The sequence below is a fragment of the Algoriphagus confluentis genome, assembly GCF_036245625.1.
Taxonomy (GTDB): Bacteria; Bacteroidota; Bacteroidia; order Cytophagales; family Cyclobacteriaceae; genus Algoriphagus; species Algoriphagus confluentis.
The window spans coordinates 79,676-100,031 of the sequence record NZ_BTPD01000015.1; the positions used below are offsets into that span (position 1 = coordinate 79,676).

Below are 20,356 nucleotides of genomic sequence, written 5' to 3' on the forward strand. Positions count from 1 at the left end.
ATTCAAAAGATCAAATGCAAAAAAAAAGCAACATCACTGTTGCTCTTTCGCGCTGTAGGAGAAGGATTCGAACCTCCACGGGGCAGTTAGGCTAAAGTCCGGTCGACGCTCGCTTTGTGCTGGGCTCCCCACCCCCGAGACAGGAGGGCTTGTCTGCCAATTTCAACATCCTACAGTATTGCTCAATTTGGTAAGCTGAGGCTCTAAAAGCCACTATTCCATAACTTACTGAAAATCAAAAACCTCCGTACTTCTCTCCGTAATCGATTGAGTAAATAGAACTGTTTGACGTCTCAAAATTAGAAATCAGATCGGTTTATTAAAATTTTTGCAAGTTTTATTTTATTTTTTTTCATTTTATTTATTCAAATCCAATTTTTAATACATAATCAATAATTGAAAAGATTTTTTTTGCCTTTGAATTAGAAAATTGAAAAAGAATCAAAAAGCTGAGAATCAGGATGGATCTATTCAAGTATGGACAATAAAAAAACCATGAAATAAAATTCCATGGTTTTAGTCAATTAACAATAAACCCAAAATAACCTGCTGTAGGAGAAGGATTCGAACCTCCACGGGGTAGTTAGGCAAATTACGAGCTCGCTAATTGCTTTATCCCTCCCGATAGCTATCGGGACCCCACCCCCGAGACAGGAGGGCTTGTCTGCCAATTTCAACATCCTACAGTATGAAGTAAACTTTTAGCCGTTTGCTTGATTCAAATATAGGGGGTGAAAACTCTATTTTGCAAACTTTCTAAGAAAATGATTAAATTTTTACACTTTATTTAATGAAATCGATTGATTTATGATCATTTATTAATTTTAAAGCTGTTTTTCTGATTTATTTTAGAAATTTTGTAATGAAATAATCAGGGTTTTTCTGCCTTCTTTTCAGAAAAAGTGAGAATAATTGATAAAAATCAATCCAAACTAGCCTATTTTTAAAAATATGTAAATGATTGTCCGTAAAAAAGCAAAACTCATGACCCTATCCACTATGGAGTTTGAACGGAAAATGACCCTACTTTCTTTTTTTGCAGCCTAGATCCGGCTATTCAAATTGAACGTAGTTTTCCCATTTCTCGAGGACTCCAGAAAAATCAGGTGGCAAGGGAGCTTCAAAATAAAGCTTCTCCAAAGTCACAGGGTGAATAAAACCCAAACTCATCGCATGCAATGCCTGTCGAGGCATCAGGTCAAAACAGTTTTGAACAAAGGACTTGTACTTAGCAAACTGGGTGCCTTTTCGGATTTTATCTCCCCCATACATGGCATCATTAAACAGAGGATGCCCCAGATAGCGCATATGGGCACGAATTTGATGGGTTCGGCCTGTTTCCAGATTGCACTGAATCAAGCTCACATATCGCAATCGCCTGAGAACTTTCCAATGGGTGACGGCATGCTTTCCCTGACTGCCATCCGGAAAGACATCCATCACTTTTCGGTCTTTGGCACTCCGCCCCACATGCCCAATGACAGTGCCTGAATCTTCCTCAGGTTCTCCCCACACCAAGGCTAAGTAGGTTCTCTCGATGGTATGGTGAAAAAATTGAGCCGCCAAAGGGGCCATGGTCTCCTCGGTTTTGGCTATGACCAAGAGTCCTGAGGTATCTTTATCGATACGGTGAACCAACCCGGGACGACCCACATTGCCTTTCATCTCAGGCAAATGCTGAAAATGGTAAACCAAGCCATTGACCAGTGTACCCGTCCAATTTCCATGTGCAGGATGCACCACCATTCCTGCAGGTTTATTCACAATCAAAAGATGCCCATCCTCAAATACGATATCCAAAGGAATATTTTCAGGAATGACTTCTGTGTCCCGGGGTGGTTTCTCCAGCAAAACCCGGATTTCATCAGCCGGCTTGATTTTGTAATTGGACTTAGAAGGCAGCCCATTGACTAAAATAGTCCCTGCATCTATCGCTCTTTGAACCCGATTTCGGGTAGCGTAGGCTATTTTTTCCGTAAGGAATTTATCGATCCTCACCGGAGACTGACCCTTGTCCACCACTATTCGATGGTGTTCATAAAGTTCTAACTCTTCTTCTTCGAAGTCTTCTTCCGGCTGCATCATCCCGTAAAAATAGGAGGATAGCGCTTAACTTTGATGAAAACTCCAATGGATTACCTTCACGAGCCCAGAATTCAGCCCCTCTTTCATGACCTTCTTGCAGAAAAGAAGCTTGAACTCGCTATCCTAAGGCTCGATGAAGTACATCCTTTGGTTTCGGGAAATAAGTTTTTCAAACTAAAATACAATCTGCAACAAGCCAAAAAAGAAGGAAAATCCATGATTCTGACTTTTGGAGGAGCGTTTTCAAACCATATTCATGCCACTGCAGCCGTTTCACAAATAGAAGGATTCAAATCCATTGGGGTCATTCGAGGCGAAGGCACAGACTCAAAGAATCCTACCTTGGCCTATGCCCGGGAAAAGGGAATGGAGCTTCACTTTGTAGACAGGAAAACCTACCGAGAAAAGAACACCTACTCTGTTATTGAGGACTTAAAGCAAAAATTCGGAGACTTTTACCTGATTCCTGAAGGAGGTACCAACGGGCTTGCTATCAGGGGAACCAGTGAGATTTTGGGTGAAAAAACTTCCTCATTCACGCATGTGCTTACTCCGATAGGTACTGGAGGGACATTTGCAGGATTAGCCGAGTCCTTGTTACCATCTCAGACTTTGGTTGGGATTTCTGTGCTGAAAGGGGAGTTTATCAGAAAAGAGCTGGAAGAGCTTATGGAACAGCAAGAAATTCGGCCCCAGGGACAACTCCAAATCGAAACCCAATTTCATTTTGGAGGCTACGCCAAATGGAAACCGGAATTGATTGAATTCATCCAATGGTTTTGGCAAAAATTCCAAATTCCTTTGGATCCGATTTATACAGGAAAAATGGGTTATGCTCTCTGGGAAAAAATAAAAAACGACCACTTTCCTTCCCATTCCAAAATCCTTATCATCCACACCGGTGGCCTACAGGGAAGTCAGGGGTTTACCCATCGCACTGGGATTGAACTCCCCTATTCCTTCAAAGTAAAATAATCCTCCGATTCCTGAGGATGAATTTGCAAAACATTGGCAGTCACGAGGCGAACCAAGGTTTTGGAAGCCAAAAAGATGGGAATTCTTGCCATGCGGGAATACTCTCTAAGCGTAATTTTTCCATTTTCTCCCAAAGCTTTCATCAAGAGTTCCTCTTTTCTGCCGTACGTAAAAACCGTATCCTTCGGCACCCGTCCTTTTTTCAAGATCTCCCAAACTTCCCGACTCGCCTGAATACTACGGTCCGCAACCCGCACATAGGCCTGCTTTTTTTCCTTTTCTTTCAAAAAATGAGGGCGATCCGGGCTCAAAGGAATCTGAAAAACTGCCACCCCCTTCTTTTCGGTAAGTTTTATGATCGTACACTCCACTTCAAGCTTGGGAAATATCAGCGTGTCAATCGCTTTGTTCATTACAAAAACCTCCTCCTCGATAAACCGCTGTCCGCTGACCGTCCCATCATCGTCTACCCCGATGAGCAAGTCACCTCCTGCCGTATTGGCCAAGGCAATCACTTCCCTGACAATCTTTTCCGGGAAGGCTGCTTTTTTCTTGAACTCAATTTTCAGCCCTTCCCCTTTTGCGGCAAGAGCCCTCACCTCCTGAAGGGTCATGGTCTTCTTTTGGATTATGATTAGGAACCGAGTGTACGGGAAAGCTCTTCGAGTCGTTTTTTCTGAGCCATCCATTCGTCTCTCAGACGCGCAGCTTCCATGAAATTCAGCTCCTTGGCAGCTTTTTCCATTTGCTTTTGGGTCTGCTCGATGAGTTTTTGGAGTTTGTCTTTGCTGAGATATTGTACCACCGGGTCCGCAGCGATTGGGGCTTCTCCCGGCATAGGTTCTGCGTAGACTTTCGCATTTTTCTTGGAATCAGCCACTTTGGTCTGTCCCATGATTTTATCCCGGGATTTGATCACAGTGGTAGGGACTATCCCATGCTCCTCGTTATACTCCATTTGCAAAGCCCTTCTCCGCTTGGTCTCATCGATGGCCATCCGCATGGATTCAGTGATTTGATCCGCATACATGATGACCCTACCCTCGGAGTTTCGGGCAGCTCGACCAATAGTCTGTACAAGCGATCGCTCATTTCTTAGGAAACCTTCCTTGTCCGCATCCAAAATAGCCACCAGTGACACCTCGGGTAAGTCCAACCCTTCCCGAAGGAGATTGACACCTACCAATACGTCAAATACGCCCAGACGAAGTTCTCTGAGAATTTCTACCCGATCTAGGGTTTTGACCTCAGAGTGAATGTATCGGGACTTCACTCCCGCCCTTTCCAAAAACTTCTGCAGCTCCTCCGCCATCCGTTTGGTAAGCGTGGTGACTAAGACCCTCGCCTCAGTTTTTATCGTCTGATCAATTTCCTCCAGCAGATCGTCAATCTGATTTTGGCTGGGTCGCACCTCAATTGTAGGATCCAAAAGACCGGTGGGACGGATAATCTGTTCGACCACTACTCCTTCGGTCAAGGCCAATTCATAGTCCGCTGGAGTTGCCGACACATAAATCACTTGCCGGGTCAGCTGTTCAAATTCGTCAAATTTCAAAGGACGATTGTCCAAGGCGGAAGGCAAACGGAAACCAAAATCGACCAAATTAACTTTTCTTGATCGGTCTCCACCCCACATCGCCCTGATTTGGGGTACTGTCACATGGCTCTCATCGATCACCATCAGAAAGTCTTCCGGAAAATAATCCAAAAGGCAGAAGGGTCTCATCCCCGGCTGCCTCCGGTCAAAATACCGGGAATAGTTCTCCACGCCAGAGCAATAGCCCAGTTCCCGAATCATTTCAAGATCAAATTCCGTCCTTTCTTGAAGCCTTTTTGCCTCAATGAATTTGCCTTCTTTTTCAAAGAAATTCACCTGAGCGACCATATCATCCTGAATTTCTTTGATGGCCTGATTGATGGTGTCTCTTCCGGTCACAAAGAGATTGGCGGGGAAAATAGAAATGATCTTTTCATCATTCAGCTTTTTACCGGTACCCGGATCTATTCGCTGAATAGCCTCAATTTCGTCTCCCCAAAAGAAAATCCGGTATCCCCAATCCGCATAGGCCACAAAAATATCCACTGTATCCCCCTTGACTCGAAAGGTGCCGTGAGTCAGTTCATTCTGTGTCCGGGAGTAGAGAATATCCACTAGCTTAAAGAGCAATTGATTCCTCGGGATTCGATCCCCTTCCTGAAGACGGATCACATTTTTCCCGAATTCTTCCGGATTCCCAATTCCATAAATACAAGAAACCGAAGCAACCACGATTACATCTCTCCTTCCGGTAAGCAAGGCCGAGGTGGCACTCAATCTAAGTTTTTCGATCTCCTGATTGATGCTGAGGTCTTTTTCTATATAGGTACCCGAACTTGGAATAAATGCCTCAGGCTGGTAATAATCGTAATAGGAAATAAAATACTCTACCGCGTTTTCAGGAAAAAACTGCTTGAACTCTCCATAAAGCTGGGCAGCAAGGGTCTTGTTATGACTCAATACCAGGGTGGGCCTTTGGGTCGCCTGAATCAAATTGGCCACGGTAAAGGTCTTTCCGGAGCCAGTCACCCCAAGCAAAACCTGTGCAGGTTCTCCTGCATTTACCCCTTGGGCCAGTTTTTCAATGGCCTTGGGCTGATCGCCGGTAGGCTGGTAGTCTGAGGTGAGTTTGAATTCCATAGCAAGGGTTCAACACAAGAAACGGGGGAAAAGGTTTGATTTTTTCAGTTTGCCAACTCAGTCCTTTTCCCTTGTTCCAAATTATAATACAAGAAATTGGCCCGCAGAATCAATACCAAAAACAAAGGCACCAGGCTGGGATGAAAGGCCTGAAAACCCAAAATCCAAATCAGAAGAGCCAGAACAGCCAGAATCAGGGTGGCTAAAAGGTACTTTCCGATCCATGCAGCCTTATTTTTCCGCAATAGACCTATAGCTAAAATCAGATGCCCCGGGAATGCCCAGAGCAGGTTCCAGTTCCACTTGGTGGCAGAGTGATCGGTAAAAAACCAGAGGAAAACGATCAGAAAACCCAAAAGTCCAAGGATTCCAAAGAAAATCACGTCCAGCCCCGAGGTGATTTTTCCTTTTCTTTTATCTAGAAAAGTAACTACTCCGTAAATCACCGCGACGAGCCAAAAAATCAAATACGGATTAATCAGATTTAAGGGTGCTGAAGGCTTTTCGGGAAATTCAAGTACGATTCTGGACTCCTTTACCAAGGGTCGAGTAGGTCCATCCCCTTCTATCGTAGCTCTTGCAAAAGCCTGCTCCATGTAATCGGGCAAATACTGCTCCTCCCTCTCGGTGGCATCCCGATCAATTACGGCACCCAAGGCCAAGTCAATTCCCAAATCTGCCCAGGGGAGTGGATATACATATTCATCGATTAGGTTTCGGAAGGTCTTTTCTTCGGGATTTACCGGATCATTCCAGATTAGCTGCTTGCCTATGGCGATTTCGAAGGCGTCCCGGATTTTTGTTGCGCAGTTGTTAAAAAAGAAGTCGTATTTATAATATCTCCTGGCCGGATCGTATTGGGCCTCCAAATGCTGGAGCAGGAAATCCTTTTGCTCTGCGCTCAAATCCAAAACCTGTTCGCGAATCTCTCTTTGGTCTTGGTAGTACTCCACCACAAACTGATCGTAGGTCGACACACTGAGCATGTAATTCAGCTTTCCTGTGGCAAACTTCCCGTAGAAGTTGGGAGTGTTAAAATCAAAGGTCCCAAAATTGAAAACCAGGTCCTTCCCCTGAGATCCGGTCTGCCTGATTCTAATCGCACTGTGTCCAAAGCTGGAATACAACTCCTCTCCCGGTCCGCAAGTCAGTAGACTGACTTCAAACATCTGGGCTTGGGTGTGACCTAAAGCCATGAAAATCAGGAAAAAAAAGATGGAAACGATTTTATTATTTCTCCTCATTTTTTAAATTGAACTACTTTTTAAATCCCATTTTTATGAGAGCATTGAACTGTTTAGTTTGCTGTATTCCTCATTTTTACTGCCGAATATACAGGATTATCCTGGCAGTTGGAGGAATCCTGTGCCTGGCTCAAGTGGGATATTCTCAAGAAATCGGAGCTTACAAAACTATTGCAAGTGGAACCTTCCAGAATACGGCCATTTGGGCCGTGTGGAACGGTACTGGATGGACAGCAGCCACATCCAAACCCAACGGATCCACAGACATCTACATCGACCAAACCCACACCTTGACCCTGACAGGAAATGAAGAAGCGAAGAACGTTTTCATCAATGCTGAGACAGGTGCAGGACAAAAACTTATCCTCAATGGGTTTAATCTGGATGTATATGGAAGTCTTCGAGCCTTTTCCGGTCCTGCCCCTGGTTTTGCAGGTAATGCATGGAATAGCCAAAACTGGATTGGAAACTCTGTAGGAAGTACCCTTACCTTCAAAGGAAGCAGCCGAACTGTCGTTGAGAAAAACAGCTGGAGTGCACAAACTACCCAAAGTCGGTATTCAGTGATTTTTGAAGCCGATCCAGGCGAACAATTGGTTATCGAAAGTCCATTCAAAGCACTTTCATTCACAGTGAGGTCAGGTAGCGTTTTGCAAAAAATTGACACCTCCGTGATCCCTAATGTGTGCTTTACCCTATCCTTCAACACCGAAACTACAGTATTTGGGACTGGACCTTTTGGGGAACTGGTAATTGAATCAGGGGCCACCTTTATTTCTGAGTGCAATGGAAATATCCTCAACAGGTCTACCAGCAGCTCAACTAGCGCACTCAACTTTGATTTACAAAATGGAGGCACTCTGATTTTGGAAGGAAGCAATCCCCACATTGAAGCTGCCAATTTTCAGTTGAATGGGGAAATTATCCATCGGGGAGGCAGTTTACCCAAGGCATTTCTCTCCAGTTCCTATTCCGATGCCGCCACTCCCGCTGCGGTTAGGGATGTAGAGCTTCAAGGCAGTCAAAATTTAACCCTTCCTCTCAACCTTTCTCTTTTCGGGAACCTGGAAAAATCAGGGTCTGGAAACTTCATCACCTCCTCTACTCATCTTACCATATTAGGCGCATCCGATCAGGACATTTTGGGTTTTTCACTTATCGTCAGGGATCTCACCCTCAATAAATCAGGAGGGGTGTTTCGCCCCAACAGTAATCTGGAAATCAGCAGGAACTTCACTCTTACTCAGGGAGTCATGGATTTAGGCGGAAATAATCTCCTGATCAATACAGGACTTGCCGGAAGCCTTTCACATTCAGGAGGCAGATGGAGAAATGTTGGCAAAATGACCTACTTCGGACTTCCAGCAACTCTGAATCCCAGCAATGCCACGTTCCCTTTTGAAGACACCCAAAACGGAGGTCTCCGGAAAGTACAACTTTTGGGTACCTCTCCGGGAGGAAATCTTTCCATCAGGTTTACAGAATACAAGGGTGCCGATTTCAATCCGGGATTTAGCGATTCAGATGGTACTCCAATCCTGTATCGAAAATTCAGCTATTTCGAATTTTCTGAATTCTCGCCGGGAAGCGCACCGATTGAATTGAGGATTTCCGCAGATCAGCTGATCGTGGGTGATGTGACAGACCTCAGAATTGTCGGTACCGGGTATTCAGCCCCGGGAACCCATCTAGTCGGTCAGGATCCTACCCTACTTTGGGCGAGGAGAGAACTGACTTTTTCAGCGTTTGCGGGGGTTAATTTCACGGTTGGAAGCTTCCGTACCACAAGTATTCTTCCGCTTACTTGGTTGAAAATTCAGGGAAAATCAACACCGTTGGGTAATCGAATTGAATGGTCCGTCCGAAGCGACAAGGCTATTTTGTTATTCGAAATACACAGAATTGACCTTTCGTCCAAAGCTTGGGAAAAAGTAGGAATAGTAAGTCCTGAGGGGAACAATCAAGAAATCTTTGAATTTGTCGACCAAACAGCGAAAAGTTATCTCACTTATGGCTACCGTATCCTAAAAATCAATCAGTACGGTGAGTCAACTTGGAGTGATTTGATCCGGATGGAAGCCCCTTCCTTTGCCAATTCCGAGGAGATTATCCTTTATCCCAATCCCTATTCCGGAGGTAAAATAGGTCTGATTTTCCCAAAAAAATGGGACAGGAATTCCAAAATAGTCCTTCAAAATGCAAGTGGGCAGCTATTGCTGGAGGGAGTTTGGGATGAATCCCTTTTCTCCCAGTTCTGCGAAAATCTTCCATCCGGTCTCTATCTGTTTGGACTGGAATCGGAAGATCGCTTCATTCAAAAACGCTGGATAAAAAAGTAAGCTGCCTTAGATATTCTCCCTCAACTTTTCTTATCCCTATTTCTCAGAATTCCTGGATCAGAAGCTGGAAATGCATCAGCAAGAGGATTCTTTGCCATGAGATTTCCTTATATTTCTAGCTTAACCCTAGCCCCACTATGACCTTTCTTTTGGTTTTGCTCTCCATCGCAATTTTGGTTCTGCTGATTGTATGGGCCAAGCTCAATCCGTTTCTCTCCTTCCTGATCGCCTCCATCGCAGCCGGCCTGATGCTAGGCTTGCCTGCAGACCAGGTGGCAAGGTCTGTCCAAAAGGGAATGGGGGCACTTTTGGGTGACCTGGTGATAGTGATTGTCACGGGAGCGATGCTGGGCAAGCTCGTGGCAGAAAGTGGGGCTGCGCAGCGGATAGCAGGATTTCTGATGCGGTTTTTCGGTGAAAAATACATCACTTGGGCAATGGCCTTTACCGGTTTGATTGTTGGTATACCCCTATTTTACAACGTGGGCTTTGTGCTTTTGGTCCCTTTGGCCTTTACCGTTTCCTACCAGTTTAGACTGCCGGCAGTGTATGTAGGCATGCCGCTTTTGGCCGCTCTTTCCGTGACCCATGGCTTTCTACCTCCCCATCCCTCGCCGGCAGCTTTGGTAGCCCAATTCGACGCCAATATGGGGCTGACATTATTCTATGGCTTCTTGATTGCCATTCCTACCATCATCATTGCAGGGCCAATCTTTGCTCCTTTCTTGAAAAAAATCAAAGCCGCTCCACTTCAGACTTTTCAGGCCGAACCGAAGCCCGAACATGAACTTCCAAGTATCGGTAACAGTATTTTTACCGCTTTGCTTCCTGTACTTCTATTGGTAGGTACCACGGCTTTGACTTTGGACCTTCCCAAAGAAAGCCCAGCGGCAGCCTGGATTTTCTTTTTTGCCGATCCTGGGGTGGTTATGCTTATTTCCTTGCTGTATGCGACTTTTTCTTTGGGAATCCGAAGGAAAATGAGGATGTCCCAGCTAATGGAAACCTATACGGTAGCTACAAAGGACATCGCCATGATACTTCTGATTGTAGCAGGCGCAGGAGCATTGAAACAGGTCTTTACCGATACAGGGGTGAGTCAAATTATTGCTGAAAATCTTCAGACCTGGGAGATGCACCCCTTGATTTTAGCTTGGTTGATTACCGCTGTCATTCGGGTTTGCGTAGGTTCTGCTACCGTGGCAGGCTTGACTACTGCCGGGATAATTGCTCCCATAGTCGGCACCATGGACGTCAATCCCAACCTTTTGGTGCTATCTATCGGTGCAGGGAGCTTGATGTTTTCCCATTTCAACGATGGAGGGTTTTGGATGTACAAGGAGTTTTTCAATGTAAGTATCAAGGACACCCTCAAATCCTGGTCCTTGATGGAGACCCTTGTGGCTGTAGTTGGCCTGATTGGGGTTCTGATTTTGGATCTATTTGTCTAAATTCCGAAAAAATTAAACTATGAATACCCCTGAACAGAATTTTGCAAGTCTGGGATTAGAGCTTCCCTCTGCACCTAAGCCCTTGGGCGTCTACAAACCCTGCTTGATAGACGGAAAACACCTTTATCTTTCCGGCCATGGGACGGTGAAGCCTGATGGGACATTGATCATTGGAAGAATTGGTCTGGACTTGGATATAGACCAAGGGAAAATTGCTGCAAGACAGGTAGGCCTAGCCATGTTGGCCACCATCAAATCCAATCTGGGCAGCTTGGATAAAGTCAAGCGGGTCATCAAAGTGTTGGGTATGGTCAATTGCGTTCCCTCCTTTGAGCGCCATCCCTATGTCATCAATGGGTGCAGTGAGCTGTTTGCTGCTGTGTGGGGTGATGAAGACGGCATAGGAGTCCGCTCCGCAGTGGGCATGGGATCCCTACCTGACAATATTCCTGTGGAAATCGAGGCGCTGTTTGAACTGCACTAAGGAGAAATCAAACTCCGATAGGAATCATATAAAGCAAGAATATCCCGGACATAATTTACCGCAATATGGCCTTTTGCATAGCCACTCTTTACAATCGGGTCACGGTAATAGTCCGGGTCGCTTTTTAAATTCAAAAAGAAAGAGACCTCTTTCCAGCTTTGGGTGTTTTTCCCATACTTCATGGCCAATCTCCAGGCGTCCTCCACATGGCCTTGCCCCACATTGTAAGAAGCGAGAATAAATTTCACGCGCTCGGCGGTCTCCGGTACGCGCTCCATCCAAAATTTATCCAAATACTGAAGGTACCTAACCCCACCTTGAAGTGATTCACCCGGGTCATTGGGGTCGGTTACCCCAAACCGCTCCAGCGTCACTGGCATCAATTGAAGTAATCCCTCCGCTCCTGCATAAGATACTGCCGAAGTATCGAAACCAGACTCCTTGTAAACCAAAGCCGCCAAAAGCCGCCAATCCCAGCCCAGCTCTTGGGCATTTTTCTGAATCAATTCATCAAATACTGAAATGCGATTTCCTCCCAAGGAGGAAAAAGGACTATTGACCCGATAATAGTTATTTCGGGAGCTCAAGAAATATTTGGCGTATACCTCCGGAATAAAGCGCTTCTTTTTTTCAAGAAGCCAAGTATTTATTGCATTCAGAAGTTGGGGGGAATTTTTTCTCACTGCCCAATGCACGGTACCATCCTCGGACACTTTGAGGGTCGCATCCAAGTCCGGATAATAGGTTTGATTGGACTTGGCTATGTTTCTGTCTGCCACAGTCCATTTGATCTCCCCTTCGGCTACTTGATCGATGAGCATTTCCTCATGAACATCCGAAACCATTACAGTAAATTTCAGGCCCAGAGAATCTCTGATATCATTGAGCTGCTTGTCGTAGACTGTACCCTTTCGGACGTGAATGGTGTCCTGACCCAGCTCCTCCCAAGTAACTGGTTTTTCTACAGGTTTTTTGCCAATTACCAGCGTACTCATGGTCCCCAAGTAATGAGTGAATTCTGCCTTTCTTGACCTGTCTACACTCGGCTCAAGATTCATCGCAATGACATCTACCTTTCCTTCATCCAGTTTTCCAAAAGCATCCTGAATATCTGATACAATGACAAACTCTACCTGCACGCCAAGATTTTTGCCTAGGTCCCTCAATAGCTCAAATTCATAACCCATCCTGCGTCCCCGATAGATATAATAGGAGGTGGAGTTGTTATCTACTGCAGCCCGGATGCTTCCTCTTTTCTGAATACCTACCAAATCCAGCTGATAGATGGAATTATCATCTCGATTCAGCCTTTTTTCAAAAAAAGTACACTGCACACCCGAGAGTAAGAGGATGAGAACAGAAAAGGTCGCAGAAATAAATTGCTTCATGCTAAAGGGAAAACCCCGATGGTTCAAGGGGCCATTGGCAAAGGCTATGCCAAAACAAAAAAGAAGCGATTCTTAAAAAAAGCAAATAAAAAACGGAGCCTGTTTTGGGCTCCGTTTAGGGAAGAATTGAAGATCAAGGATTTACAGAAAATTCCTCATATCTGTTTTCGAAGAATATTTTGCCACTGAGCCTCATTAGTTCGATTTCCTGCTCTTTGATAGAAAAAATAGCAGTGATCAGCCTGTTTTCGGCGGTCAGAAGGTTTACCTGAGCATCCCTAAACTCCAAATAGGAAGAAATCCCGAGCCTGAATCGTTCCAAGGCGATTTCAGAGTTCTCTTTGGCTACTTCATAGTTCACTTCTTCAATTTTCAATAACTGAAGATTTTTTGTATAAATATTGTAAGCCCTTTCGATATCTGATCTCAGTTGAATTTCATACTGCTCCAAGGAAAAATCCTGGATTCTTTTATTCACTTTCGCACTTTGGATTCTTCTGTTGAGCGTAAGGCCACTGAACAGGTTCAGGGTAATGTTTCCTCCATAATTGATCCCTTGCCGTTCGTTCTGAAGAAGGAATCCCGCATCGGAGTTAAATACCGTATTTGTAAAGCTGGAGTTAAGGTTAATCGCTGGAAGTCGGGAAGCCTGCAACTCTTTGATTTGAAGATAGGCGTCATTATTGAGCCTTTGGTTGACGAGCAAAAGCTTATTTTGTACGAAGGCATTTTCCACCAAGCTCTCCAATGAAAGACGATCCCCGATTTGGATAGTCGAATCCTGAATCATAAAGAGGGTCCCAGGCGCTATGGCAAGAAGTTCATTTAGGTTGACTCTGGAATTTTGAATAATCTGCTCTTGGGTAATCAGCAAACTCGAATCGGAATTGTAATCCACCTGAGCGGTAAGATAGTCCCGCTTTCCAGCTCCACCCAATTCATATTGAGCCTGAGCTATGTCCAACCGCGCCTTACTTAGCCGGAGGGTTTCTTTGAGGACATTGTAACGCTGAAGCTCCAGAATCAACCGATAATATGCGGTGGATATGCTGGCTACGGTATTTTCTACAATGACTTTGGAGTCCAATTCGGAGATTTCAGTCAGTACCCCCAACCGCTTCATGGAAACGACGGTCTCAGGTCTGAATCCATACACCCCCACCAGGCTGTAAGATTTATTTCTTGATTTGGCTCCATCTATTTCTCTGGGATTTTCGGGATCGTTGACAAAAGTCTGGGTAACATCTTCGGTACCAAAAGTGCGTAGGTGCGTAGCATCAATGACCGGCATAAAGAAACTTCCAACCCCGATTCTCCTGTCCAGCTCCCTGATATTGATGGTTTCTAGTCCAATCTTGATTTGCAAGTTGTTTTCCAAACCCATTTGGACAGCTTTTTCTAAATCCAGAGGCTCCTGGGAAAAGGCATGAAAATGAACACACAATACACTCAACACGAGTGCGAATGAAAGCTTTTTCATCAAATTCTGGCTAATCTTCCTTGCTTGGAAGTGAGATAGGTATAAATGGCCGGGATAATAAAAAGGGTAAGTACGGTAGCGAAGGTAAGTCCTCCAATGACTGCCGCACCCATAGGCACCCTACTTTCCGCACCGGCTCCTAAGGCCAATGCAATGGGGAGAATCCCTAAGATTGTGGATAAACTGGTCATCAAAATCGGACGGAACCGAGCCACTGCAGCACCGAAAATGGCTTCTTCGATTGGCATCCCCTGAGCTTTTCTTTGATTGGCGAATTCTACAATCAAAATCCCGTTTTTGGTCACCAAACCGATCAACATGATGATCCCGATCTGACTGAAAATGTTCAGTGTGAAATCGAAAAACCACAAGGTCAATAAGGCACCAAATAAGGCTAGCGGAACGGTAAACATGATCGTCAAGGGATCCATGAAGCTTTCAAATTGTGCAGAAAGAACCAGATAAATCAAGACCAAGGCAAAGATAAATGCAAAGATCAAGCTGTTGGAACTCTCCCGGAATTCTTTGGAAGGTCCGGAAACGTCAGTGGAATACGTTTCATCCAATACTTCGGAGGCGATTCGATCCATTTCATCCAAGCCATCCCCGATCGTGTACCCTTCGGCTAAGTTTGCGGAAACAGTCGCACTTACAAATCGGTTGAATCGGTAGAGCTGAGGAGGTGTACTGTTTTCTCTGACCTTCACCAGGTTATCCAATTGCACGAGTTGGCCATTGTCTCCACGGACGTAGAGCATGCGGAGATTAATCGGCTCGTTTCGGTCTTGCAGCTGCATTTCACCCACGACCTGATACTGTTTGCCGTTCATAATGAAATAGGCAAAACGCTGTCCCGAGTAGGAAAGCTGTAAGGTTCTTGCAATTTCCTGTACAGAAACACCAAGGTTTCGGGCTCTCTCCCGGTCGATTTCGATCTCCAATTCGGGCTTGGTAAACTTGAGGTTGATATCGGAAAAGATAAAGGCAGGACTTTTTCCCACTTCATCCATAAAGGGAGGAATGGCCTCCTTCAACTTTTCGATCGTGGGTGCCTGAATAACATATTGTACCGGAAGCCCGCCACGGCGATTTCCTATCGAAACCGGCTGCTGTGCAAAAGCCCGAACTGAGGTCACATTCCTGAGTTTGCCATTGACTTGATTGAAAATTTCCTGTTGCGACCGCTGACGTTTTTCAGCATCGGTGAGGAAAAGACGGATAAACCCTGAATTGGTATTGGCCGTACCAAAACCCGGTGAGGTCACTGAGATTACGGTGACCCGCTCCTCCTCGGGCAATTCCTTCTGAAAATCCTGCACCAAGTCATCGATGACTCGATCCATGTAGGTAAAGGTCGCCCCTTCCGGCCCGGACATATTGATCCTTAATTCTGCCCGGTCTTCATTTGGAACCAATTCTGTCTGCAGGTTATCAAACAACACATAAATACCTCCGGCGAAGGCCAAAACCAGGACGAAAGCCAGTCCTCTCACTTTCATGAATGCAGCCAAAGCCTTCTCATAGAGGTCATTTAACCATACATAAAAGGGTTCGGTCAGGTTGTAAAAGGCGGTTTGCTTTTCCCTGCGCTTCAGTAATTTGGAACTCAGCATCGGAGTCATGGTGAGGGCAACGAAGGAGGAAATAATTACAGCCCCGGCTACCACGATGCCAAACTCCCGAAACAGCCTTCCGGTAGTGCCTGTGAGGAAAATCACCGGAAGAAATACCGCAGCAAGGGCAACGGTGGTAGCAATTACCGCAAAGAAAATCTCCTCAGATCCTTTGATGGCGGCGTCCAGAGGTTTTTCTCCCTTTTCTATTCGTGCATAGATATTTTCTAACACTACAATGGCATCATCTACCACCAAGCCGATGGACAACACTATTCCCAAAAGGGTCAGCACATTGATGGAAAAGTCCAGCAGGTACATGATGAAAAACACCCCAACCAGAGAGATAGGAATGGTCAAAACAGGAATAAAGGTAGTTCTCCAGTCTCTTAAAAACAGGAAGATAATCGCCACCACTAGGACGAAAGCAGTAATGATGGTTTCCTGAACTTCAGCAATGGACTTTCTGATGTATTCCGTAGAGTCAAAGCCAATTTCAACACCCACATCTTCAGGCAAATCCTTTTCAATTTGGCCCAGTCTTCTGTAGAACTCATCAACGATCTCAATATTGTTTGAGCCGGGAAGTGGTACCAGGACGACAGCTACCATGGGTACTCCATCTCTCTTAAGGACAGTCCGCTCATTGAGTGCTGAGAGTTCAGCCTTACCTATATCCTGAAACCTGACAATGTTATTTTGATCCTCTTTGATGATCAGGTCATTGAATTCCTGAGGGGAACTGAGTCGGCTTTTGGTTCGAACAGAGAGCTCAATGTTGGCTCCTTCGATTCGTCCGGAAGGCAATTCCAGGTTTTCACTTTGTACCTTTTGCAACACATCGAGTGGGGTGATGCCATAAGAAGCCATCTTCAAAGGGTCCATCCTCAGTCGGATTGCATATTCCTTTTCTCCCCAAATCTGAACCCGGCTGACTCCGGGAATCGTCTGCAACCTTTCTTTGAATACTTTATCGGCAATATCGGAAAGCTCCAGCAAACTTCTGTTGTTGGACTTGACATTGACTGCAACAATAGGCTGGGAGTCTGCATCTGCTTTGGATACGACCGGAGGCTCTGCATCAGGCGGAAGGTTCCGCTGAGCACCAGCTACCTTGTCCCGTACATCATTGGCTGCGGCTTCCAAATCAGCCCCTACATCAAATTCCACCGTGATGTTACTTCTCCCATCGGCACTGATAGAGGTCAGAGATTTGATCCCCTGAATCCCGTTGATTTGCTCTTCAAGCGGCTCGGTGATCTGTGCTTCGATGACATCGGCATTTGCTCCGACATAGTTGGTACTGACATTGATCACCGGAGGATCCACACTGGGAAACTCCCGGATACCAAGTAGGGATATCCCGATTCCTCCAAACAGGAGAATCACTAAGGACATCACTATGGCCAATACCGGCCTGTTGATACTTACATTAGAAAGACTGGCCATAAATTAATTGATAATGGTAGGTTCGATAGGCATTCCCTGCCTTGCTTGCATCACACCCGTAGTGAGTACCAGCTCGCCTTCCTTCAGTCCAGACAAAACCTGGACTTGAGTATCGGTTCTGGTTCCGATTTCTATTTTTCTTTCTTCCACTTTGCCTTCGGAAGTAGCTACAAATACCTTGTATCCATCGAGCTCAGGAATAACTGACTCAGCGGGCACAAGCAAGGCATTTTCTACTATTTCCAGAACAAATCTGATTTTGACAAACATTCCCGGAAGGAATCTCCGGTCTCTATTGGGGCTTTGTGCCCTGAGTTTGAGCGTTCGGGTTGCTAAATCCACCTGAGGCTCGAAAGCATAAACTTCTCCTCTTACTTCCACAGGAGAGCTTTCGTTGGAAAAGAAAACCGGTGAACCTACCTTGACTTGATTGGCATATCGCTCAGGGATTGAAAACTCGATCTTTATGGGATCGATATTTACAATGTTCACAATCACATCACTGGTACCAATCACCGAACCTTCGGAAATCTGTCTCAGCCCAAGAATCCCGTTGAAGGGGGCCCTGATGACGGTCTTGGACAGCTGGGCTTCCACGAGCTTAATGTCGGATAAGGCCGTATTGAACTGGTTGAGCACGATATCGTATTCCTCCTGACTGATCGCTTCTCTGGCCAATAGCTGCTTTTGTCTGTTTTCCTGCGTTTCAAAGAGTCGCTGTGTATATTGGAGACGCTGATACTGTGCCTGAAGTTCGTCATCATTGAGGTAAACTAAAGGAGTTCCTTTCGATACATATTGTCCTTCTTTGAAGTTGATTTGAGTAACCAAGCCGGAAATTTCAGAGCGAAGGTTGACCGTTTCATTGGGGAGTATGGTTCCTGTTACCTGAAGCTGGTTCCTCAACGTATCGTTTTTCAATCTAATTACACTTACCGGCAAGGCCTGCTGGCCACCACCCCCTACCGGACCGGAAGATTCGGGCTGACTTCTTTGATTGCTTAGCCTTGGATAAAGGAAAGCAGCAGCAATAATCAGCAGAATTCCGATAATCAGGATAGTTTTGGTTTGTGGTTTCATTGAGAAAAAGCAGGTGAGAGTGGTTGGTTTTTGATAAAGGCGATGGATAGTAGATTAAATTGTTCGGGTTGCTCTACATTGACGACATGACCACAGCGGTCAAGTATTTTCAGAAATGAGTTTTTATGATGATTGACGATGTTTTTTACCGGCTCCAAAAACATCACATCCTGGTCTCCCATCACGTAGAGGGTGGGAATATTGATGTCTTTTTCCTTAAAATACCTTAGGAGAGGATTGATATCTTTGGTCAATTTGAACCAGCGTATAAATTCCTTCTGACACAACTTTTGAGCCTCTCGGATAAACAGATTTCGGGACTCCGCATGTTGTTTTCTCGGCATGATGATGAAAGCAAAAAGCCGATACAACCACATGTAGGGAATGATTTTCTTAAAGGTATTTCCTAAGAAAACCAATACCCGAGATTGGGTTGTCAATCGGGTGACCGCCCCGGCCATGACCAAGGATTTGACCCGGTGAGGTTCCATCTCAGCCAATTGCCGGGCTAAAATTGTCCCCAATGAAACCCCCATAAAATGAGCAGGAGGCAATTGAAGATAATCCAAAACCTCGATGATATCCCGAGTGACCGCCTCAAAGGTGTATTCTTCCTTCCAAATAGCCTGAGGGAGATCAATCGACTTGCCATGCCCTCTCAAATCAATGAGCAGAAGATTGAATTCCTTTTGAAAATCCCGCAACTGCTTATGCCATACGGCACTGCTTCCCCCTGCGCCATGAATAAATACAATCCATTCGCTGCTACTAGGATGTAAAAACTGTTTGTGGTATAACATGCAGTGACAACCCAATCCGGGGAAGAAAAGTTGAGCAACACAAAAATACATGCCTTTACACTTCCATCAGGGGAAAACTTACTGAAGGTAAATGTATGCCACCAAAGGAAAATAATGGGGATACTAATGTCTCAAAATGATGCAATAGAGGGGAAGAGGGAAGATATTACTTTACAGTTTCCATCCGATGGTGGTCTGAAAGATATAATCCAAGTCCGAAGCTCCCTCTACTGGTTGATTGTCATAGTTGAGTGTTGTTCCAACTTTAAAATACAAATCGAACTTAAATTCGTATCGGATATCAAACTTCAAATCACTTCGAATTCTATCCTTGGTACTTAAACTTGGGTATAGCATCACAGAGGTCAGCAAGTCCAAATCTCCGATATCATAAATATTATAACCGACTCCGAAAAATCCTTCTGCAGTTCGTCCGGAATTTTCCTGATTGGCGAATTTCTCACTGTTCAAGTTGATCCCCCCCTGAAAACCCAAGTACACTTTATTGGTGTGCACTAGGTACTTACCCAGACCCACCATGTTGGAGTTTCGGAAATCCAACAGCTGCTCGGTATTGGATAGGATGTTGAGGTTATAAAGCAAGTACCAATCTTTTTGGAGAAAATAGTTGTAGGCTAAAGTCAGTTCATTCCGGACAATAGGTTCAGTTCCGGTTTGGGTGGACCTGAGGTTATTCAAGGTTAAATTGACCTTCCAACGGTCAGCCAGATATCCTGTACCCAAATTGAAAGTAAATTGCCTCAGGTCGTTGGCTTTGGTCAAGGTGGTCCCGACATCAAAGTACAGCGATAGCCTACTCCAAAAGCCTTCATCCAAGGCATTGAGGTAAACGATGGTATTGATTGGCACCGGTACCGGATCAAGAGGAATGGAGTCCTGCTTGTGTTTTTTCTTTTTTAGGTCCAGAATTTTCTCTGGAATGGATGGGATTATTCTGACCAGGCTGTCATTGAGACTATTTACCATTCCATTATACCTGGTCCCATCAGAGAGGGTAATCAGAAACTTGGTTTGGGAAAAGACCTGATTGACCTTTTTCCAGTCAATTTTAAAATCAGAATTGGAGTAATCCGTTTCGAAAACCATCACGCCTTTGTCCATGGACTTGATCTCGCCGATGATCTTGTCCTTGTTGGTCAAAATTAAGGTATCGGTCTGAGCGTGCAGGATGCTTAAGGTAACCGAAGAAAGTAAAATCAGTAAGAATAGTGCTTTTAACTTCATCAGATAAAAATTAAATAGTAAGGATTTCAAAAAATACAAAAAACGC

At 45.0% G+C, this 20,356-nt stretch carries 14 protein-coding genes; 4 read left to right on the plus strand and 10 right to left on the minus strand.

Going from position 1 to position 20,356, the window contains the following annotated elements:
• Nucleotides 1-1,053: 1,053 nt before the first annotated feature.
• On the minus strand, nt 1,054-2,085 hold the full coding sequence (locus tag AAA943_RS18910; protein ID WP_338225873.1) for an RluA family pseudouridine synthase: 1,032 nt from the start codon (nt 2,083-2,085) through the stop codon (nt 1,054-1,056).
• 33 nt (nt 2,086-2,118) lie between these two features.
• On the opposite strand from AAA943_RS18910, the gene AAA943_RS18915 reads away from it, so the two are divergent.
• Entirely contained in the window at nt 2,119-3,060 is a 942-nt protein-coding gene (locus tag AAA943_RS18915) for a 1-aminocyclopropane-1-carboxylate deaminase/D-cysteine desulfhydrase (protein ID WP_338225874.1), read from the plus strand.
• Here the strand turns inward: AAA943_RS18915 and AAA943_RS18920 are convergent.
• Genes AAA943_RS18920 through AAA943_RS18930 form a run of 3 tightly spaced genes read right to left on the minus strand, consistent with a single transcriptional unit; the run spans nt 3,039 to nt 6,981 of the window.
• The gene (locus tag AAA943_RS18920; protein WP_338225876.1) at nt 3,039-3,674 is read right to left on the minus strand and encodes an AlbA family DNA-binding domain-containing protein; all 636 of its coding nucleotides are present in this window, start codon (nt 3,672-3,674) and stop codon (nt 3,039-3,041) included. The genes AAA943_RS18915 and AAA943_RS18920 overlap by 22 nt on opposite strands.
• A 20-nt stretch (nt 3,675-3,694) precedes the next feature.
• Complete coding sequence (uvrB, locus tag AAA943_RS18925) at nt 3,695-5,737, minus strand: excinuclease ABC subunit UvrB (RefSeq protein WP_338225878.1); 2,043 nt, start codon at nt 5,735-5,737, stop codon at nt 3,695-3,697.
• Between the two features lie 44 nt (nt 5,738-5,781).
• Nucleotides 5,782-6,981 (minus strand): lipoprotein N-acyltransferase Lnb domain-containing protein, encoded by a 1,200-nt coding sequence (locus AAA943_RS18930; RefSeq protein ID WP_338225880.1) that lies wholly within the window; start codon nt 6,979-6,981, stop codon nt 5,782-5,784.
• A 35-nt stretch (nt 6,982-7,016) separates the two neighbouring features.
• Here AAA943_RS18930 and AAA943_RS18935 point away from each other — a divergent pair, with 35 nt between their 5' ends.
• The 3 genes from AAA943_RS18935 to AAA943_RS18945 all read left to right on the plus strand — a co-directional run bounded on the left by AAA943_RS18935 (nt 7,017) and on the right by AAA943_RS18945 (nt 11,255).
• Entirely contained in the window at nt 7,017-9,320 is a 2,304-nt protein-coding gene (locus tag AAA943_RS18935) for a T9SS type A sorting domain-containing protein (RefSeq protein WP_338225882.1), read from the plus strand.
• 137 nt (nt 9,321-9,457) lie between these two features.
• Nucleotides 9,458-10,771: a gluconate:H+ symporter gene (locus AAA943_RS18940; RefSeq protein WP_338225883.1), complete on the plus strand. Its 1,314-nt coding sequence runs from the start codon at nt 9,458-9,460 to the stop codon at nt 10,769-10,771.
• Nucleotides 10,772-10,790: 19 nt separating this feature from the next.
• Nucleotides 10,791-11,255 carry a RidA family protein gene (locus tag AAA943_RS18945; protein ID WP_338225884.1) on the plus strand — a complete coding sequence of 155 codons (465 nt, stop codon included), beginning with the start codon at nt 10,791-10,793 and terminating at the stop codon, nt 11,253-11,255.
• Here the strand turns inward: AAA943_RS18945 and AAA943_RS18950 are convergent.
• From AAA943_RS18950 to AAA943_RS18975, 6 genes are all read right to left on the minus strand, one after another.
• A complete protein-coding gene (locus tag AAA943_RS18950; RefSeq protein ID WP_338225887.1) occupies nt 11,252-12,643 on the minus strand; it encodes an MltF family protein in 1,392 nt (463 codons plus the stop codon). The genes AAA943_RS18945 and AAA943_RS18950 overlap by 4 nt on opposite strands.
• Nucleotides 12,644-12,776: 133 nt before the next feature.
• A complete protein-coding gene (locus AAA943_RS18955) occupies nt 12,777-14,123 on the minus strand; it encodes a TolC family protein (RefSeq protein WP_338225888.1) in 1,347 nt (448 codons plus the stop codon).
• Nucleotides 14,123-17,185 (minus strand): efflux RND transporter permease subunit, encoded by a 3,063-nt coding sequence (locus tag AAA943_RS18960; protein WP_338225890.1) that lies wholly within the window; start codon nt 17,183-17,185, stop codon nt 14,123-14,125. The genes AAA943_RS18955 and AAA943_RS18960 overlap by 1 nt, the downstream gene beginning before the upstream one ends.
• A 3-nt stretch (nt 17,186-17,188) precedes the next feature.
• Entirely contained in the window at nt 17,189-18,265 is a 1,077-nt protein-coding gene (locus AAA943_RS18965) for an efflux RND transporter periplasmic adaptor subunit (RefSeq protein WP_338225892.1), read from the minus strand.
• Nucleotides 18,262-19,065, minus strand: coding sequence for an alpha/beta fold hydrolase (locus tag AAA943_RS18970; RefSeq protein ID WP_338225894.1), 804 nt, complete (start codon nt 19,063-19,065; stop codon nt 18,262-18,264). Before AAA943_RS18970 ends, AAA943_RS18965 begins: the two co-directional genes overlap by 4 nt.
• Nucleotides 19,066-19,236: 171 nt before the next feature.
• Nucleotides 19,237-20,310, minus strand: coding sequence for a DUF481 domain-containing protein (locus AAA943_RS18975; RefSeq protein ID WP_338225896.1), 1,074 nt, complete (start codon nt 20,308-20,310; stop codon nt 19,237-19,239).
• Between the last annotated feature and the right edge of the window lie 46 nt (nt 20,311-20,356).

Bases quoted from the DNA above. Each gene is read 5' to 3' on its own strand.
- AAA943_RS18910 (WP_338225873.1), bottom strand. From the start codon at position 2,085: ATGATGCAGCCGGAAGAAGACTTCGAAGAAGAAGAGTTAGAACTTTAT.
- AAA943_RS18915 (WP_338225874.1), top strand. From the start codon at position 2,119: ATGAAAACTCCAATGGATTACCTTCACGAGCCCAGAATTCAGCCCCTC.
- AAA943_RS18920 (WP_338225876.1), bottom strand. From the start codon at position 3,674: ATGACCCTTCAGGAGGTGAGGGCTCTTGCCGCAAAAGGGGAAGGGCTG.
- uvrB (WP_338225878.1), bottom strand. From the start codon at position 5,737: ATGGAATTCAAACTCACCTCAGACTACCAGCCTACCGGCGATCAGCCC.
- AAA943_RS18930 (WP_338225880.1), bottom strand. From the start codon at position 6,981: ATGAGGAGAAATAATAAAATCGTTTCCATCTTTTTTTTCCTGATTTTC.
- AAA943_RS18935 (WP_338225882.1), top strand. From the start codon at position 7,017: ATGAGAGCATTGAACTGTTTAGTTTGCTGTATTCCTCATTTTTACTGC.
- AAA943_RS18940 (WP_338225883.1), top strand. From the start codon at position 9,458: ATGACCTTTCTTTTGGTTTTGCTCTCCATCGCAATTTTGGTTCTGCTG.
- AAA943_RS18945 (WP_338225884.1), top strand. From the start codon at position 10,791: ATGAATACCCCTGAACAGAATTTTGCAAGTCTGGGATTAGAGCTTCCC.
- AAA943_RS18950 (WP_338225887.1), bottom strand. From the start codon at position 12,643: ATGAAGCAATTTATTTCTGCGACCTTTTCTGTTCTCATCCTCTTACTC.
- AAA943_RS18955 (WP_338225888.1), bottom strand. From the start codon at position 14,123: ATGAAAAAGCTTTCATTCGCACTCGTGTTGAGTGTATTGTGTGTTCAT.
- AAA943_RS18960 (WP_338225890.1), bottom strand. From the start codon at position 17,185: ATGGCCAGTCTTTCTAATGTAAGTATCAACAGGCCGGTATTGGCCATA.
- AAA943_RS18965 (WP_338225892.1), bottom strand. From the start codon at position 18,265: ATGAAACCACAAACCAAAACTATCCTGATTATCGGAATTCTGCTGATT.
- AAA943_RS18970 (WP_338225894.1), bottom strand. From the start codon at position 19,065: ATGTTATACCACAAACAGTTTTTACATCCTAGTAGCAGCGAATGGATT.
- AAA943_RS18975 (WP_338225896.1), bottom strand. From the start codon at position 20,310: ATGAAGTTAAAAGCACTATTCTTACTGATTTTACTTTCTTCGGTTACC.